At 65.3% G+C, this 16883-nt stretch carries 14 protein-coding genes; 11 read left to right on the top strand and 3 right to left on the bottom strand.

The window, feature by feature from the left end; all coding sequences use genetic code 11:
• Positions 1-72 precede the first annotated feature (72 nt).
• The 4 genes from FVD38_RS20085 to msrQ all read left to right on the top strand — a co-directional run bounded on the left by FVD38_RS20085 (position 73) and on the right by msrQ (position 5047).
• Complete coding sequence (locus FVD38_RS20085; RefSeq protein WP_147936455.1) at positions 73-2166, top strand: cytochrome c biogenesis protein ResB; 2094 nt, start codon at positions 73-75, stop codon at positions 2164-2166.
• Between the two features lie 24 nt (positions 2167-2190).
• Positions 2191-3369 carry a c-type cytochrome biogenesis protein CcsB gene (ccsB, locus tag FVD38_RS20080; RefSeq protein WP_147936454.1) on the top strand — a complete coding sequence of 393 codons (1179 nt, stop codon included), beginning with the start codon at positions 2191-2193 and terminating at the stop codon, positions 3367-3369.
• Positions 3370-3443: 74 nt separating this feature from the next.
• Positions 3444-4424: a protein-methionine-sulfoxide reductase catalytic subunit MsrP gene (msrP, locus tag FVD38_RS20075; protein ID WP_147936453.1), complete on the top strand. Its 981-nt coding sequence runs from the start codon at positions 3444-3446 to the stop codon at positions 4422-4424.
• Positions 4424-5047: a protein-methionine-sulfoxide reductase heme-binding subunit MsrQ gene (gene msrQ / locus FVD38_RS20070; protein ID WP_147936452.1), complete on the top strand. Its 624-nt coding sequence runs from the start codon at positions 4424-4426 to the stop codon at positions 5045-5047. The genes msrP and msrQ overlap by 1 nt, the downstream gene beginning before the upstream one ends.
• A 33-nt stretch (positions 5048-5080) precedes the next feature.
• On the opposite strand, the gene lysA is transcribed toward msrQ, so the two are convergent.
• Together lysA and lptM are read right to left on the bottom strand one after the other, a co-directional pair.
• The gene (gene lysA / locus FVD38_RS20065) at positions 5081-6358 is read right to left on the bottom strand and encodes a diaminopimelate decarboxylase (protein ID WP_147936451.1); all 1278 of its coding nucleotides are present in this window, start codon (positions 6356-6358) and stop codon (positions 5081-5083) included.
• Positions 6358-6549, bottom strand: coding sequence for an LPS translocon maturation chaperone LptM (lptM, locus tag FVD38_RS20060; protein ID WP_147936450.1), 192 nt, complete (start codon positions 6547-6549; stop codon positions 6358-6360). Before lptM ends, lysA begins: the two co-directional genes overlap by 1 nt.
• A 41-nt stretch (positions 6550-6590) precedes the next feature.
• On the opposite strand from lptM, the gene cyaY reads away from it, so the two are divergent.
• Positions 6591-6920 carry an iron donor protein CyaY gene (gene cyaY, locus FVD38_RS20055; protein WP_147936449.1) on the top strand — a complete coding sequence of 110 codons (330 nt, stop codon included), beginning with the start codon at positions 6591-6593 and terminating at the stop codon, positions 6918-6920.
• Positions 6921-7093: 173 nt separating this feature from the next.
• On the opposite strand, the gene FVD38_RS20050 is transcribed toward cyaY, so the two are convergent.
• A complete protein-coding gene (locus FVD38_RS20050; protein WP_147936448.1) occupies positions 7094-9427 on the bottom strand; it encodes a penicillin-binding protein 1A in 2334 nt (777 codons plus the stop codon).
• Positions 9428-9747: 320 nt separating this feature from the next.
• Here FVD38_RS20050 and FVD38_RS20045 point away from each other — a divergent pair, with 320 nt between their 5' ends.
• From FVD38_RS20045 to FVD38_RS20020, 6 genes are read left to right on the top strand one after another with little or no spacing between them, the layout of a single operon-like run.
• Positions 9748-10812 carry a pilus assembly protein PilM gene (locus FVD38_RS20045; RefSeq protein WP_147936483.1) on the top strand — a complete coding sequence of 355 codons (1065 nt, stop codon included), beginning with the start codon at positions 9748-9750 and terminating at the stop codon, positions 10810-10812.
• Positions 10812-11441 carry a PilN domain-containing protein gene (locus FVD38_RS20040; protein WP_147936447.1) on the top strand — a complete coding sequence of 210 codons (630 nt, stop codon included), beginning with the start codon at positions 10812-10814 and terminating at the stop codon, positions 11439-11441. The genes FVD38_RS20045 and FVD38_RS20040 overlap by 1 nt, the downstream gene beginning before the upstream one ends.
• Positions 11438-12154, top strand: coding sequence for a type IV pilus inner membrane component PilO (locus tag FVD38_RS20035; RefSeq protein WP_147936446.1), 717 nt, complete (start codon positions 11438-11440; stop codon positions 12152-12154). The genes FVD38_RS20040 and FVD38_RS20035 overlap by 4 nt, the downstream gene beginning before the upstream one ends.
• Positions 12151-12690, top strand: coding sequence for a pilus assembly protein PilP (locus tag FVD38_RS20030; protein WP_123068194.1), 540 nt, complete (start codon positions 12151-12153; stop codon positions 12688-12690). Before FVD38_RS20035 ends, FVD38_RS20030 begins: the two co-directional genes overlap by 4 nt.
• 12 nt (positions 12691-12702) lie before the next feature.
• On the top strand, positions 12703-14901 hold the full coding sequence (locus tag FVD38_RS20025; RefSeq protein ID WP_147936445.1) for a type IV pilus secretin PilQ: 2199 nt from the start codon (positions 12703-12705) through the stop codon (positions 14899-14901).
• Positions 14902-14929: 28 nt separating this feature from the next.
• The gene (locus FVD38_RS20020) at positions 14930-16843 is read left to right on the top strand and encodes an Ig-like domain-containing protein (RefSeq protein ID WP_147936444.1); all 1914 of its coding nucleotides are present in this window, start codon (positions 14930-14932) and stop codon (positions 16841-16843) included.
• The last annotated feature ends 40 nt before the right edge of the window (positions 16844-16883 follow it).

Here is a 16883-nt window from a genome sequence, read left to right as displayed (position 1 = left end):
CGGCAGCATCGAGCTGACGCCCTTTTTTCCACGCGCGGGCCCCGCCTTCGCGCAGGATGAAAGTTGTAGAGTATGAGTACCACCGGAATTGAACTGAATACCCGCCGCCGCTGTCTGGCCGAGGCGGTCGAGCTGATCTCGTCGATGCGCTTCGCGATCAGCCTGCTCACCATCATCTCCATCGCCTCCGTCATTGGCACCGTGCTCAAGCAGAACGAGCCGATGCCCAATTACGTGAACCAGTTCGGGCCGTTCTGGTTCGAGATTTTCGACAGGCTCGGCCTGTACAACGTCTATTCGAGCTGGTGGTTCCTGGTCATCCTGGTGGTGCTGATCGTCTCGACCGCGCTGTGCGTGGTGCGCAACACGCCCAAGATGCTGCGCGATATGCGCAGCTGGCGCGAAAACGTGCGTGTCGACTCGCTGCGTAATTTCCACCACAAGGCTGAATGGCAGGCGCCGCTGGCGCGCGCCGCGCTGGCCGAGCAAAGCGCCCTGCGCCTGCGCCACGCCGGCTATGCCACCAAGATCGTGGAAAAAGACCAGGCCATCCTGGTGTCGGCCAAGAAGGGCGCCGGCAACAAGTTCGGCTATATCTTCGCGCATAGCTCGATCATCGTGATCCTGCTGGGCGGCATGCTGGATTCGGAACTCCCCGTGCGCGTCCAACAATGGTTCTTCGGCAAAACGCCCTTCACCGGTAGCGGCGTGATCGCCGAGATCCCGGCCCAGCATCGCCTGGGCACGGGCAATCCCAGCTTCCGCGGCAATACTGCGATCGCCGAGGGCCAGACCAGCCATACCGCGATCCTGAACCAGCCGTCCGGCGTGCTGGTGCAGGAATTGCCGTTCGGGATCGAACTCAAGAAATTCCACATCGAGTTCTATTCGACCGGCATGCCCAAGCTGTTCGCCAGCGACGTCGTGGTGCACGACCTGGAGAACGGCCATAAATTCGAATCCACGATCAAGGTCAACCATCCGCTGATCTACAAGGGCATCGCCGTCTACCAGTCGAGCTTCGACGATGGCGGCAGCAAGCTCCGGCTGACCGGCTTCCCGATGACGGGCGCCAGCGCGGCCAGCTTCCCGATCGAAGGTGAAGTCAATGGCGCGACCGAGCTCAAGTTCGGTAAGGACAGCTATGCCGTCGAGTGGTCGGGCTTCCGCCCCTTCAACGTCGAGAACGTCGCCCAGGGCAACGATGCGCGCGCGGTGGGCAAGAACATCGGCTTCAATGCGCAGTTGTCGGCCACGCTGGGCAAGGCCTCCGGCGCGGCGGCCGATCCGGACGCCAACAAGGACCTGAAAAACGTCGGCCCCAGCGTGCAATACAAGCTGCGCGACCACACGGGCCAGGCGCGCGAGTACATGAACTACATGCAGCCGCTGACCCTCGAAGGCGCCCAGGTCTACCTGGCCGGCGTGCGCTCGAACCCGTCCGAGAATTTCAGCTTCCTGCGCATCCCGTCCGACGAGCGCTACGGCGTAGGCGACTGGATGCGCCTGCGCGCGGCGCTGTCCGATCCGGTCGCGCGCCAGGAGGCGGCCGCCCGCTACGCCAGCCGCGCGCTGAGCGCGGAACAGCGCGGCGGCGGGCTGCTTTCCGGCCAATTGAAGGATTCGGCCGCGCGCACGCTCGACATCTTCGCCGGCGGCGACGGCCGCGGCGGTTTCGTCGGCGTGGCCCGCTTTTTGGAACAGATCCCGCAGGCCGAGCAGGAAAAGGCGGCCGGCATCTTCATGAAGATGCTCAACGGCGCGTTGTGGGAGTTGTGGCAGGTGGCGCGCGAGAAGAACGGCGACGCCGCCGCCAAGCCGACCGACGAGAACGGTCGCTTCCTGCAACTGGCCACCAATGCCTTGTCGGACAGCTTCCTGTACGGCGCCCCGGTCTATTTGCAGCTGGACGATTTCACCGAAGTAAAAGCGTCGGTGCTGCAGATGACGCGTTCGCCGGGCAAGAATGTGGTCTACTTCGGCTGCCTGCTGCTCACGCTGGGCGTGTTCGCGATGTTCTATATTCGCGAGCGCCGCGTCTGGATCTGGGTGCGCGACGTAGATGGAGGGGCCGAGGCCCTGATGGCGATGAGCACCCAGCGCAAGACACTCGATTTCGAGCGTGAATACGAAGAATTGTCGGTCAAGCTGCCGCAACCGGCGTAAGCTGGCGACGATCTGGAGAAAATGATGGAACTGTCCCAAACGAAAAACAGCGCCCCGGCGCGCTCGACCGACAAATACCAGGAAAAGGTCGGCTACTTCCGCCGCCTGACCGCGGCCGACTGGCTGTACGGCATCGCGCTGCTGGCCGCGGCCCTGTACGCGCAAATCCAGTACGGCCATTTCATGGACATCTATGAAGAGGCGATCCTGATCTGTACCGCGCCGGTATTCGCGGCGCTGGGCTGGTACTGGAAGCCGATGCGCTGGCTGTTCCCGCTGGTCGGCGTGCTGTCGCTGGGCGCGATCTCGATGTACGACGGCAACCTGGCGGCGGCTGAGCAGAAATTCTTCCTCAAATACATGCTGTCGAGCGGTTCGGCCATCCTGTGGATGAGCGCGCTGTTCATGTTCTCGACCGTGTTCTACTGGGTCGGCCTGTTCAGCCGCGGCAAGTTCGGCGGCAATGTCGGCGCCAACCTGTGCTGGGCCGCGATCGTGATCGGCTCGGTCGGCATGATGGTGCGCTGGTACGAAAGCTACCTGATCGGTCCGGACGTCGGCCACATCCCGGTGTCGAACCTGTACGAAGTATTCATCCTGTTCGCGATCATCACCGCGATGTTCCACCTGTACTACGAAGAACACTACGCCACCCGCCAGCTGGGTCCGTTCGTGATGCTGATCATCGCCGCCGCGGTCGCCTTCCTGCTGTGGTACACGGTGTCGCGCGACGCCGCCCAGATCCAGCCGCTGGTCCCGGCGCTGCAGAGCTGGTGGATGAAGATCCACGTGCCGGCGAACTTCATCGGCTACGGCACCTTCGCCCTGGCGGCGATGGTCGCCACCGCCTACCTGCTCAAGTCGCACGGCATCCTGGCCGACCGCCTGCCGTCGTTCGAGGTGCTCGACGACGTGATGTACAAGTCGATCTCGGTCGGCTTCGCGTTCTTTACCGTCGCGACCATCCTGGGCGCCCTGTGGGCGGCCGAGGCCTGGGGCGGCTACTGGTCGTGGGACCCGAAAGAGACCTGGGCCCTGATCGTCTGGCTCAACTACGCGGCCTGGCTGCACATGCGCCTGATGACCGGCCTGCGCGGTCGCGTGGCGGCCTGGTGGGCGCTGGTGGGCCTGCTGGTGACCACCTTCGCCTTCCTGGGCGTCAATATGTTCCTGTCTGGCTTGCACTCCTACGGCGAGCTCTAACTGTGTTGGTGGCCTAACGCTGGCTTAAGGGAACTTCGTGTAATGTGAAGACTCTTAAGCTCGCGGGGCCAGCCATGCTGTTCAAACGTCATCCCAACGGACTCGATCTTCCGTTCCCATCCGAAATCACGCCGCAAGAGGTCTATACCGGGCGGCGTCAATTCATCGCCCGCATGGCGGCCACGGCGGCAGTCGGCGGCGGCGTGTGGGAGATGGCCAACCGCGAAGCCTTCGCCCAGGCCGCACCCGCCCAGAAGCTGGCGGCGCGCGCCAACGTGGCGCTGTCCACCGACGAGAAGCAGACCCCGTTCAAGGACGCTGCCGGCTACAACAATTTCTACGAGTTCGGCCTCGACAAGGACGATCCCGCCAAGAACGCGCATACGCTGGTCACGCGTCCCTGGACCGTGCGCATCGAGGGCGAGGTCAACAAGCCGCTCACGCTCGACATCGACGGCCTGCTCAAGCTGGCCCCGCTCGAGGAACGTATCTACCGCCTGCGTTGCGTCGAAGGCTGGTCGATGGTCATTCCCTGGATCGGCTATTCGCTGTCGAACCTGCTCAAGCAGGTCGAGCCGACCGGCAACGCAAAATTCGTCGAATTCACCACCCTGGCCGACCGCAAGCAGATGCCGGGACTACGCAGCGGCGTGCTCGACTGGCCATATGTCGAGGGCTTGCGCATCGACGAAGCCATGCACCCGCTCACCCTCCTGGGCATGGGCATGTACGGCCAGGTGCTGCCGAACCAGAACGGCGCCCCGGTGCGCCTGGTCGTGCCCTGGAAATACGGTTTCAAGTCGGCCAAGTCGATCGTGCGTATCCGCCTGACGAGTCGCCAGCCGCGCACCGCCTGGAACGATTCGGCGCCGCGCGAATACGGCTTCTATTCGAACGTGAACCCGAACGTCGACCATCCGCGCTGGTCGCAGGCGAGCGAACGCCGCATCGGCGAGACCGGCCTGTTCCAGCCGAAGCGCAAGACGCTCATGTTCAACGGCTATGACCAGGTCGCCTCGCTGTACACCGGCATGGACCTGAAACGCTATTACTGATGGCGTTGCAGCTTTCCAATAAGCAGATCGGGTGGGTAAAAGCGGCCGTTTTTGTCCTCTCGCTGCTGCCCTTCGCGCGCCTGGTGTGGGGGACGGCGAGCGGCGCCTTTACCGATCCGCTGGCGGAAATCACCGGGATCAGCGGCGAATGGGCGCTGTACTTCCTGTGCATCACGCTGGCGGTCACGCCGCTGCGGCGCCTGACGGGCTGGAACTGGCTGGTGAAGCTGCGGCGCATGGTGGGACTGTTCACCTTCTTCTATGCGCTGGTGCACTTCATCGCCTTCCTGTGGTTCGACCATTTCTTCGACGTCGCCGCGATGCTGGCGGATGTGGTGAAACGGCCGTTCATCCTGGTCGGCTTCATCGCCTTCGTGCTCCTGATCCCGCTGGCGGCCACCTCGACCAATGCGATGATCAAGCGCCTGGGCGGCAAGCGCTGGCAATGGCTGCACCGGCTGATCTATGTGATCGGTCCGCTGGCGATCCTGCACTACTGGTGGATGAAAGAGGGCAAGAGCGACTTTGCGCAGCCGATCCTGTTCGGCGCCATCGTGGCCGTGCTGCTGGCGCTGCGGGTGTTCTGGCATGTCAGGCGCAAACCACAAACCGTGCGCGCCTAAAATTGAAAAGGCCCGCATTGCGCGGGCCTGTTTTTATTTGATCATGGTTTCGAGTGCGAACACCTCGGCCGGTGTCTCGCGCCGCCGCACCAGATGGGTGACCTCGCCATCGACGATCACCTCGGCCGCGCGGCCGCGGGTGTTGTAGTTCGACGCCATCGTCATGCCATAGGCGCCGGCCGTCATGATGGCCAGCAGGTCGCCCTGTTCCACCGCCAGCTCGCGTTCGCGCGCCAGCCAGTCGCCCGACTCGCACACCGGGCCGACGATATCCCACACCAGTTTTTCACCGTCGCGCGGGGTCACCGGCTGCACGCCCATCCAGGCCTGATACAGGGTCGGGCGCATCAGGTCGTTCATCGCGGCGTCGACGATGCAGAAGTTCTTCTCGGCGCCGGGCTTGAGGAATTCGGTCTTCGTCAGCAGCACGCCGGCATTGGCCACGATCGAGCGGCCCGGCTCGAAGATCACCTTGATCGGCCGGCCGCCTTGTTTTGCCGCGCCCCAGGCGTCGATGCGCGCGAACAGGCGGCCCAGATAGTCGCCCACCGGCACCGACGGCTTGTCGCCGGCCACGCCGTAGTCGACGCCGATGCCGCCGCCGATGTCCAGGTGGTGCAGGTGGATGCCCTCGGCGTCCAGGGTATCGATCAGCTCGATCAGTTTATCGAGGGCTTCGAGCAGCGGGGCGTCGTCCAGCAGCTGCGAGCCGATATGGCAGTCGATGCCGACCACGTCCAGGTGCGGCAGGCTGGCGGCGGTGCGGTAGGTGTCCAGCGCCTCGTCGAAGGCCACGCCGAACTTGTTGGCTTTCAGGCCGGTCGCAATATACGGGTGGGTCTTGGCGTCGACGTTCGGGTTCACCCGCAGCGAGACCGGAGCACGCATGCCGAGCTTGCCGGCGACCTCGTTCAGGCGGTGCAGTTCGGGGATCGATTCGACGTTAAAACACAAAATGCCTTTTTCCAGCGCAAGCTGCATCTCGTCGACGGTCTTGCCGACGCCCGAGAAGATGGTCTTGCCCGGGTCGCCGCCGGCCGCGATCACGCGCAGCAGTTCGCCGCCCGAGACGATGTCGAAGCCCGCACCCTGGCGCGCCAGCAGGTCGAGCACGGCCAGGTTCGAGTTGGCCTTCATCGCATAGCAGACCAGGGCGTCGCGGCCCTGGCAGGCGTCTTGGTAGGCGGCGAAGTTGTCGAGCAGGGCGGCTTTCGAATAGACGTAGGTCGGCGTGCCGAATTGTTCCGCGATGGCGGACAGCGAAACGTTCTCGGCGTGCAGGACGCCGTCTTGGTGCGAAAAATAGGACATTAGCGGTGCGGTGCGGGCGTGGAGGCGTTGTTCGAAGGGACGGGCTGGGCTGGCTGGTCGACCGGGGCTACGGGCGGCGCCGCTACGGGCCGGGTGGGCGGCGTCGGCATGTACAGGTCGCCGGTCTGGCCGCAGCCAGACAGGGCGGCAAGCAAAACAGCAGCCGGGAGAAGCGCAAGAGAGGACTTCACGATTAGAATCACGGTTTAATTAGCAGATTTTGGAGTGTAGCATGACCGAAACCGAATTTTTGGACCTTGCCGACCTGACCCTCAAGCAGATCGAGGAAGCCTTCGACCGCCTGAACGACGAGGACGTGATCGACGTCGAATGCAAGCGCAGCGGCAATGTGCTGGAGATCGAGTTCATCGACAACGGCTCCAAGATCATCGTCAACAGCCAGGCGCCGTTGCAGGAGATGTGGGTGGCGGCACGCTCGGGCGGCTACCACTACAAGCGCGTGGGCGACGAATGGCGCAATACGCGCGATGACAGCGAGTTCTTTGCGTCGCTGTCGCAGTATGCGGGCGAGCAGGGCGGGGCGCAGGTTTCTCTGGTTTGATTTGATGCCGGGGAGCCTGAGGCTCCCTTTTTTTGTTAGCTGAAAAACGTCGTCCCCGCGAAGGCGGGGACCCAAGCTTGCCTGCATACCACTTACTTCAAACGTAATGGCAGAGCGGAGGACTTGGGTCCCCGCCTTCGCGGGGACGACGGTTTTAAGGCTAACGAATTTGCTTAGAACAACTCGTTCCTCACCGCATCACGCTCCTTCTGCTGTTCCGGCGCCGGTGGCGGCCCCACGTCCAGTGTCTCGACCCCGCTGCCCGGCGGCGTCTCGGCGTAATAGTAATCCGACCCGTACTGCACCAGCCCGGCCGGCACTTCGCGCTCGACGTTCGGCTCGCCCTTGAGCGCCTTCTGCATATAGCCGATCCAGATCGGCAGCGCCAGGCCGCCGCCCGTTTCGCGGGCGCCCAGGTTGCGCGGCTTGTCATAGCCCATCCAGGCGATGCCCACCACCTTCGGCTGGTAGCCGGCGAACCAGGCGTCGATCGAGTCGTTGGTGGTGCCGGTCTTGCCCGCCAGGTCGGTGCGCTTGAGCGCCATCGCCTTGGCCGCGGTGCCGTAGCGCACCACGTCCTTGAGCATGCTGTCCATCAGGAAGGCGTTGCGCGCGTCGATCACGCGGTTGGCCTCGTCGCCGGCGCGCGCTGGGCGCGCCTCGGACAGCACCTTGCCGTCGCTGTCGGTGACCTTCGAGATCAGGTAGGGGCTGATGCGGTAGCCGCCGTTGGCGAATACCGCGTAGGCGCCGGCCATCTGCAGCGGCGTGGTGGCGCCGGCGCCCAGCGCCAGGGTCAGGTAGGCCGGATTGCGTTCCGGCTCGAAGCCGAAGCGGCCCGCGAATTCCTGGCCGTAGCGCGCGCCGATCTTGTTCAGGATGCGGATCGAGATCATGTTCTTCGACGAGGTCAGGCCGCGCCGCATGGTCATCGGACCTTCATACTTGTTGTCGTAGTTCTTCGGCTCCCAGGCCTGGCCGCCGGTCTGGCCGGCATCGAAGCTGATCGGGGCGTCGTTGACGATCGTCGCCGGCGACAGGCCGCGCTCGAGCGACGCCGAGTAGATGAAGGGCTTGAACGAGGAACCCGGCTGGCGCCAGGCCTGCGTCACGTGGTTGAACTTGTTGCGGTTGAAGTCGAAGCCGCCGACCAGGGCGCGGATCGAGCCGTCCTCGGTATTGGCCGCCACGAAGGCCGATTCGACTTCCGGCATTTGCGTGATCAGCCACTTCGACTCGTCGTCCTGCATCACGCGGATCACGGCGCCGCGGCGCACGCGGCGGTTCGGCGCCGCCTTGTCGGACAGCCAGGCGCGCGCGAAGGCCAGGCCCTGGCCGGTAATGGTGATCGTGTCGCCCGAGGCGATGGTGGCCTGGACTTGCGTGGCGGAGGCCTGCAGCACGACGGCGGCGATGATGTTGTCGCTGTCCGGATGCTCCGCCAGCTCGGCCTCGATCGCCTCGTCCGCGTCAAGCTTGGCGCCCGGGATGTCGATGAACGATTCGGGGCCGCGGTAGGGGCGGCGGCGCTCGTAGTCCATCACGCCGCGGCGCAGGGCCAGGTAGGCGGCGTCCTGGTCGGCCTTGGTGATGGTGGTGAACACGTTCAGGCCGCGGGTATAGGTATCTTCCTTGAACTGCTCGTAGACCAGCTGGCGCGCCATCTCGGCCACGTACTCGGCATGCACGCCGAAGGCGGTGCTGTCGGTCTTGATCTTGAGCGGCTCTTCCTTCGCCTGGGCGAACTGGGCGTCGTTGATATAGCCGAGCTGGTGCATGCGCTGCAGGATGTATTGCTGGCGCGTTTTGGCGCGGGTCGGGTTGACCACGGGATTGTAGGCCGACGGCGCCTTCGGCAGCCCGGCCAGCATGGCCGCTTCGGCCACGGTGATGTCGCGCAGGTCCTTGCCGAAATAGATCTGGGCCGCCGACTGGAAGCCGAAGGCGCGCTGGCCCAGGTAGATCTGGTTCATGTACAGCTCGAGGATCTGGTCCTTGGACAGGTTCTTCTCGATCTTCCAGGCCAGCAGGGCCTCGTAGGCCTTGCGCTTGAAGGTCTGCTCAGACGACAGGAAGAAGTTGCGCGCGACCTGCTGGGTGATGGTCGAGGCGCCCTGGCGTGCGCCGCCGGTGGCGTTGCGGAAGGCGGCGCGCAGGATCCCCAGGTAGTCGATGCCGCTGTGCTCGTAGAAACGGTCGTCCTCGATCGACAGCACGGCCTTCTTCATGACGTCCGGGATGTCCTTGAAGTGGACCAGGGTGCGGCGTTCCTCGCCGAACTCGCCGATCAGGACGTTATCGGCTGTAAAGATACGCAGCGGCATCTTGGGCCGGTAGTCGGTGATCGTGTCCAGCGCCGGCAGGTTCGGGTAGGCCATCGCGAGGGCGAACACGAGCACCAGCACGCCGATGGCGCCCAGGCCGAACAGGCCGGCGACGGCCATCAGGACCAGGCGTTTGGGGCTGAACTTCGAGGAAGAAGAGGACGCTGCTTGTTTCTCTTTCATGCTGACTTTCACTTTGTTGATCCGCCTCATTATAAGGCAGCGGTTTGGAGCCCGATACTGGCCAGAGCTTAACGGAACTCAAGGGGAATATTGGCCTGGCAATGAAAACGCCAGAGTGTGGCGCGCACGCCCCGAAACGGGGTGTTCCAGTGCAGAAATTTCTTGTCCGCAGTCATCCTTTGTTGCTACGATCCGTGGCGGTGCTGCACGTAAGTACCGGATTTTTAAAAGAAAGTTATAAGAAGTAAATAGCTGTTCTATTTACGACAACATCCAATTTCCGGGCGCTCAAGCCCATTCTGCAGCCAGGGGTGTATTTGGTGATCAATCTGGGTTCCTTGTTTGGTAAATCGACTCCGCCGATGGTCGGGCTCGATATCAGCACGTCCGGCGTCCGCCTGGTCGAGCTGGCCGATGCCGGCAAGGGTATCGTGCGCCTGGAGCGCTACGCCACCGAAGCGCTGCCGCGCGGCGCCGTGGTGGACGGCAATATCGAAAACATGGACCAGGTCGCCGAGGCGGTGCGCCGGGTCTGGAAGAAGAGCGGCACCCGCGCCCGCCACGTGGCGCTCGGCATGCCGCCCGCCGCCGTGATCACCAAGAAGATCATCCTGCCGGCCGGTTTGTCGGAAGACCAGCTGGAAGTGCAGGTCGAGTCCGAGGCCAGCCAGTATATCCCGTTCGCGCTCGATGAGGTCAGCCTCGACTTCGACGTGATCTGCCCGGCCCCGAATTCGCTGGACGACATGGAAGTGATGCTGGCCGCCGCGCGCCGCGAAAAAGTCGAGGACCGGGTCGCGATCGCCGAAGCGGCGGGCCTTACCGCCACCGTGATGGATATCGAATCGTACGCCGCGCGCAGCGCGCTCGAACACGCCGCCCTGCCGCGGCAGGACCAGATCGTGGCCCTGTTCCAGATCGGCGCCCACGCCACCCACGTGTCGGTGCTGCTCAATGGCGAAGCGGTCTACGAGCGCGAGCAGCCCTTCGGCGGCAATGCGCTGACCCAGGACATCGTGCGCAGCTACGGCATGGCGTTCGAGGAAGCCGAGACGCGCAAGAAGGCGGGCGACCTGCCCGAGAACTACCGCGCCGACGTCCTGGCGCCGTTCCTGGAAAGCGCGGCGCTGGAAATCACGCGCGCCATCCAGTTCTTCTACACCTCGACCCCGTACACGCGGATCGACGGGCTGTACCTGGCCGGCGGCTGCGCGCTGCTGCCCGGGATCCTTGACATCGTGGCCAGCCGCACGCGCCTCCCGGTCAACCTCGCGGCGCCCTTCGAGGGCATGCAGCTCGGTTCCGGCGTGCGCGAACACCAGCTGCGCCAGGACGCCCCGGCCTACCTGGTCGCCTGCGGCCTGGCGCTGCGGAGGTTCGGCTGATGATCCGGATTAACCTGCTGCCCCACCGCGAAGCCAAGCGCAAGCAGAAGCAGGCCGCCTTCGTCGCCCTGCTGGCGCTGGGCGGCGTGCTGGGCGCCATCGTGGTGATGCTGGTCGGCGGCTATAACGCCAGCCAGATCTCGGTCCAGAACCAGCGCAACGACGTCCTGAAGAAGGCCAGCGCGGAGCTGGACAAGAAGATCGGCGAGATCACCAACCTGAAAGAAGAAATCGCGGCCCTGCAGGCGCGCCAGCAGGCGGTCGAGGACTTGCAGGGCGACCGCAACCAGCCGGTGCACCTGCTCGACGAACTGGTGCGCCAGACGCCGGAGGGCGTGCACCTGAAATCGGTCAAGCAGAACGGCCAGCGCGTGATCCTGACCGGCAACGCCCAGTCGCAGGAGCGGGTGGCCGAGCTGCTGCGCAATCTGTCGAGCGGCTCGCCGTGGCTGCAGAACCCGGACCTGACCGAGGTCCGCGCGATCAGCCTGACCCAGGGCAAGACCAGTCGCAATGTGGTCGAGTTCACGCTCGGCGTGTCGATCAAGCGCGCGCGCCTGAGCGAGGGCGAAGAGGCTGCGGATGGCGATAAGCCGGCCGCGGCCAAGCGTGAGGCGGAGACGTCATGAACATCGACATCAAAGACCTCGGCGCCCGCCTGGCGGCGCAATTCCAGGACCTGCAGGGCCGTCCGCCCGGCCAGTGGCCGCTGGCGCCGCGCCTGCTGTGCGCCGCCGGCGTGCTGTTGGCGGTCGTCGGCCTGGGCTACTATTTTTACTGGAGCGACCAGTTCGCGGCCCAGGAACGCGGCGCGCTCGACGAGCAGAAGCTGCGCGAGGAATACAAGACCAAGATGGCGCAGGCGATCAACCTGGAGGCGCTCAAGGCGCAGAAGGCCCAGGTCGACCAGTACGTGGTGCGCCTGGAGAAGCAGTTGCCGAACAAGTCCGAAATGTATTCGCTGCTGTCCGACATCAACCAGTCGGGCGTCGGCCGCGGCCTGCAGTTCGAGCTGTTCAAGCCGGGCCAGGAAGTGGTGCGCGACTACTACGCCGAGCTGCCGATCGACATCAAGGTGAACGGCCGTTACCACGACATGGGCGCGTTCGCCGCCGACATGGCCAACCTGCCGCGCATCGTCACCTTGAACAACCTGACCCTGCAGGTCGGCAAGGACGGCAGCCTGGGGATGCAGGCGGTGGCCAAGACCTTCCGCTACCTCGACCAGGAAGAACTGGCGGCCCAGCGCGCCGCGCAAGCGGCCGAGAAGAAGAAGGGCAAAGGCAAGGGCAAAGGTAAGGACAAGACCAGCGCCAAGGCCAAGACCGGGGGCAAGAAATGATGCGCGCACGAGTGACAGCGTTGTTGCTGGCGAGCGGCCTCTTGGCCGCCTGCGGCGACGGCGGCGTGGGCGAGACCCGGGCCTGGATGAAACAGGTGGAAAAGCAGACCGTGCCGAAGGTCAAGCCGCTGCCGGAGCCGAAGACCTTCGAGCCCTATGGCTACGATGCGCGCCAGGCGCCCGATCCCTTCGATCCGGGCAAGCTGCTGGGCGAGATGGCGCGTATGGCGCAAGCCAGCGGCAATGCCAACCAGCCCGACCTCGAGCGGCCGAAGGAATTGCTGGAGACCTTCCCGCTCGACATGATGCGGATGGTCGGCACGATGCAGAAGGGCGGCGTGACTTACGCGCTGGTGCAGGTCGAGCGCTCGCTGTACCGGGTGCGCAGCGGCCAGCGGATTGGACAGAACTATGGGCGCATCACGCGTGTGAGCGAGGGCGCCATCGAGATCAGAGAATCGGTGCAGGACGCCACTGGCGACTGGGTGGAACGCATGGCCCACATCGAGCTGCAGCATCGCGCTGCGGCAAAATAAGGAGAGCAGTAAATGACCTTCAACGTCAAGATTCGCTTCGCACCGCCGGCATGGCTGGCGCGCGCCGCGGCCGCACTCATGCTCATGATGTGCGCCGGCGCCGCCGTGGCCCAGGGCAACGCGATCGAATCGATCACGGCCAACCAGCAGGGCAGCAACGTGGTCATCAACGTGACCATGCGCGAGGTCCCGGCGCGTGCGCCGATCGGCTTCGCGATCACCAATCCGTCCCGCATTGCGCTCGACTTCGGCGCCACCGCCAATGCCACCGGCAAGACGGTGCACGAGATGAACCTGGGCGACGTGCGCAGCCTGAACGTGGTGCAGGCCGGCGAACGTACCCGCCTGGTGCTGAACCTGGCGCGCGCCCTGAATTACGCCACCACGATCGACGGCAAGTCGGTGATCGTGACGGTGGAAGGCTCGGGCGGCGTGGCGCGCCCGCTCAATGCCAGCGGCATGCCGGCAGTTGCAGCGGCGCCGTCCGCGCTTCCCGCCTCGCGTCCCCAGTTGCGCGACCTCGACTTCCGTCGCGGCGCCAACGGCGCCGGCCGGGTCGTGGTCGACCTGCCCGCCAACCAGGTGGCGGTCGACGTGCGCCAGACCGACAGCGGCGTGACCGTCGACTTCCTCAATGCGCGCCTGCCGGAGTCGCTGCGGCGGCGCCTGGACGTGACCGATTTCGGCACGCCGGTCACCCGCGTCTCGACCCAGGCCCAGGGCGACAACGTCCGCATGACGGTGGAGGCGCAAGGCAACTGGGAACAGTCGGTGTTCCAGAGCGATTCCCAGCTCGTGGTCGAGGTGCGCAAGGTCGAAGGCGACCCGAATCGCAGCAGCCTGGGCTCGCGCGACAACCCGCAGGGTTATCGCGGCGAAAAGCTGTCGTTCGAGTTCCAGGACGTCGAAGTGCGCGCCGCGCTGCAGGCGGTGGCCGACATTTCGGGCCTGAACATCATCGCCAGCGATTCGGTCACCGGCTCGCTGACCCTGCGCCTGAAGGACGTGCCGTGGGACCAGGCGCTGGACGTGATCCTGACCGCCAAGGGCCTGGACCAGCGCAAGAACGGCAACGTGGTGTGGATCGCGCCGAAGGAAGAACTGCTGACCAAGGAAAAGCTCGAACTCGAGCAGCGCGCCCAGATCGCCGAACTCGAGCCGCTGCGCTCCGAGATCTTCCAGCTCAATTACCAGAAGGCGGAATCGTTCCGCAACGTGTTCGGCCTGGACGCCGCCGGCGCCACCGCCAGCAGCGACGCCGGCGGCCGTAACCGCGTGCTGTCGCGGCGCGGCAGCGCGATCATCGATCCGCGCACCAACCAGCTGTTCGTGACCGATATCGCCTCCAAGATCGAGGACATCCGCAAGCTGATCCAGAAGACCGACATCGCCTCGAAGCAGGTGCTGATCGAGGCGCGCCTGGTCGAGGCCAACGACGGCTTCTCGCGCAACCTCGGCGCCAAGCTGGGCTTCAACGACCTGCGCACCCAGCGCGGCGGCGACTCCGGCTGGCAGATCAGCGGCAACGAGCGCGTCGCCATCGGCGGCAACCTGGCCGGCGTCGGCCAGGTGACGGGCCAGACCCCTGCCAGCACCAGCATCGACAACACCACGATGGTCAACCTGCCGGCGGCCAACATCGGCGGCATCGCCCCGTCGACGCTGGCGTTCTCGCTGTTCTCGTCGGCCGCCAACCGCTTCCTGAACCTGGAGCTGTCGGCGCTGGAAGCCGATGGCAAGGGCAAGATCATCTCCAGCCCGCGCGTGGTCACCGAGGACAAGCAGGTCGCCGTGATCGAGCAGGGCGTCGAGCTGCCCTACGAGCAGGCAACCAGCAGCGGCGCCACCTCGATCGCGTTCAAGAAGGCCAATCTGCGCCTGGAAGTGACGCCGCAGATCACGCCGGACGGCAACGTGGTGCTGGAAGTGGACGTCAACAAGGATTCGAAGGGTGAAGAGACGCGCGCCGGCTTCGCGATCAACACCCAGCACGTCAAGACCAAGGTGATGGTCGAGAACGGCGGCACGGTGGTGCTGGGCGGGATCTACCAGCAGACCGAGCGCAACAACGTGACCAAGGTGCCGCTGCTGGGCGACGTCCCGCTGCTGGGCTATCTGTTCAAGACCACCGGCACCGAGCACAGCAAGACCGAGCTGCTGGTCTTCATCACCCCGAAGATCGTGAACGAGAACGTGGCGGGCACGCGCTGAACTGACTTTAACCCCAACTGATAATAATATGAACAACCAGCACATCAAGTACGGCAGCCTGGCGCTGCTCCTGGCCGCAACCCTGTCCGCCTGCGGCGGCGGTGGCGGCAGCCCGGGCACCCCGGGCGGCAGCGGCGGCAATGGCAGCGGCGGCACGCCGGTCACGCCGGCCGCGCCGACCGTCGGCGTCAGCCTGGTCAGCGCCTCGGGCACGGCCAGCACCTCGCTGTCCGGCGCCACTCCGCTGACGGTACGCGCCCTGGTGCTCGACGCCAACAAGCAGCCGGTACCGAATGCGCTGGTCACCTTCACCACCGCCGCCGACCTGGCCGTGTTCGCGCCCGGCGCCGGCACCGCCCTGACCGATGCCAGCGGCACCGCCAGCATCACCATGCGCGTGGCCAGCCTGGCGGCCGGCGGCGCCGGCACCGTCACCGCCAGCGCCACCGTGGCCGGCACCGCCGTCACCAGCACCGCCAACTACTCGGTCAACGCCACCGCGCTGACCTTCAGCGCGCTGCGCCTGGAGCCGGCCAGCATCAACGCCTATGATTCGAGCAGGATCTCGGTCGACCTGCTGGCCAACGGCGCCAAGTACATGGGCCAGGTCAACGTCAACTTCACGTCGGCCTGCGTGGCCGCCGGCAAGGCCACGCTGGCGGCCGTGGTCGCTACCAACAACGGCACCGCCGAGACGGTCTACCGCGACCAGGGTTGCGGCAACAACGACACCATCACCGTGACCGCCGATGGCGTCACGACCCCGGCCACGGGTTCGCTCGTGATCGCCCAGCCGGGCGCCGCGTCGGTGCAACTCGTCGAGGCGCTGCCGATCGACAAGTCGATCGTGATCCGCGGCCAGGGCGGCATCAACCGCACCGAGACCGCGACCCTGCGCTTCCGCGTGTTCGACCTGTTCAACCGTCCGCTGGCCAACAAGGAAGTGCGGTTCTTCATCGAGCCCGAGGGATTGGTCAACCTGAACAAGAGCATCGACCGCACCGACCAGAACGGCGAGGTGATCACCACCGTCAATTCGGGCTCCGTGCCGACCTCGTTCCGCGTGCGCGCCGTGCTGCCCGGCACCGCCAGCGGCAATGGCGCCGACATCTCCACCACCTCGGACTCGATCGTCGTGACCACCGGCCTGCCGGTGCAGCGCGCCTTCTCGCTCTCTGTGACCCAGGGTAACGTGGATGGCTGGGAATTCGACAGCGGTCCCGTCACGCCTGCCGCCACCGTCAACGTGCTGCTGGCCGACGCCTTCGGCAACCCGGTCGCCGACGGCACCCCGGTCGTGTTCCAGACCAATATGGGCGCCATCGGCTCGTCGGACAAGGGCGGCTGCACCACCGTCAATGGCGGCTGCTCGGTGCCGTTCCGCACCCAGGAACCGCGCAAGGCCATTCCGGGCATTCCGGCCACCCCTTGTAATACCGGCCCCGGATCGAGCCCGGACGTCAATCGCATGGGCGTGGCCACGGTCTGCGCCAGCACGACCGACGGCGCCAACACCCAGTTCGCCAGGACCACGATCACCTTCAGCAATGCCGACGTGACGAACGTCTACCTGGAAAACGTGCTCAAGCCCCAGTCCGGGTGGCCAATCGACCTGGGCAGCGCCAACGCCAACGACTCGAAGGTATTCACGCTCAAGCTCACCGACCTGAACGACAACCCGCTGCCGGCCGGCACCACGATCTCGGTCAGCGGCGCGGTCAATGCCACCGGTGTGGAAGTGATCCCCGAAACCGTGCCGAGCATCTTCGTCGGCACCGCCACGGGCGCCGTGGGGTCGAGCCACACCGTCACCGTGGCCGCGACCGGCGAAAAGCCGTGCACGACCTCCAGCGCGGCCACCTTCAACGTGCGCGCCACGACGCCACGCGGCAAGATCACCTCGATCCCGTTCAAACTGGCCTTCACGTGCTCCCGCCCATAAAATTGGCGGATTGACAGGCGGCCAGTCTATACTGGCCGTC

It is taken from the genome of Massilia arenae, from assembly GCF_008014745.1.
GTDB classification, from domain to species: Bacteria; Pseudomonadota; Gammaproteobacteria; order Burkholderiales; family Burkholderiaceae_D; genus Telluria; species Telluria arenae.
The sequence above is the reverse complement of the archived record's forward strand: the minus strand, read 5'-3'. Positions and strand labels throughout refer to the sequence as shown.

Bases quoted from the DNA above. Each gene is read 5' to 3' on its own strand.
- FVD38_RS20085 (WP_147936455.1), top strand. From the start codon at position 73: ATGAGTACCACCGGAATTGAACTGAATACCCGCCGCCGCTGTCTGGCC.
- ccsB (WP_147936454.1), top strand. From the start codon at position 2,191: ATGGAACTGTCCCAAACGAAAAACAGCGCCCCGGCGCGCTCGACCGAC.
- msrP (WP_147936453.1), top strand. From the start codon at position 3,444: ATGCTGTTCAAACGTCATCCCAACGGACTCGATCTTCCGTTCCCATCC.
- msrQ (WP_147936452.1), top strand. From the start codon at position 4,424: ATGGCGTTGCAGCTTTCCAATAAGCAGATCGGGTGGGTAAAAGCGGCC.
- lysA (WP_147936451.1), bottom strand. From the start codon at position 6,358: ATGTCCTATTTTTCGCACCAAGACGGCGTCCTGCACGCCGAGAACGTT.
- cyaY (WP_147936449.1), top strand. From the start codon at position 6,591: ATGACCGAAACCGAATTTTTGGACCTTGCCGACCTGACCCTCAAGCAG.
- FVD38_RS20050 (WP_147936448.1), bottom strand. From the start codon at position 9,427: ATGAAAGAGAAACAAGCAGCGTCCTCTTCTTCCTCGAAGTTCAGCCCC.
- FVD38_RS20040 (WP_147936447.1), top strand. From the start codon at position 10,812: ATGATCCGGATTAACCTGCTGCCCCACCGCGAAGCCAAGCGCAAGCAG.
- FVD38_RS20035 (WP_147936446.1), top strand. From the start codon at position 11,438: ATGAACATCGACATCAAAGACCTCGGCGCCCGCCTGGCGGCGCAATTC.
- FVD38_RS20030 (WP_123068194.1), top strand. From the start codon at position 12,151: ATGATGCGCGCACGAGTGACAGCGTTGTTGCTGGCGAGCGGCCTCTTG.
- FVD38_RS20025 (WP_147936445.1), top strand. From the start codon at position 12,703: ATGACCTTCAACGTCAAGATTCGCTTCGCACCGCCGGCATGGCTGGCG.
- FVD38_RS20020 (WP_147936444.1), top strand. From the start codon at position 14,930: ATGAACAACCAGCACATCAAGTACGGCAGCCTGGCGCTGCTCCTGGCC.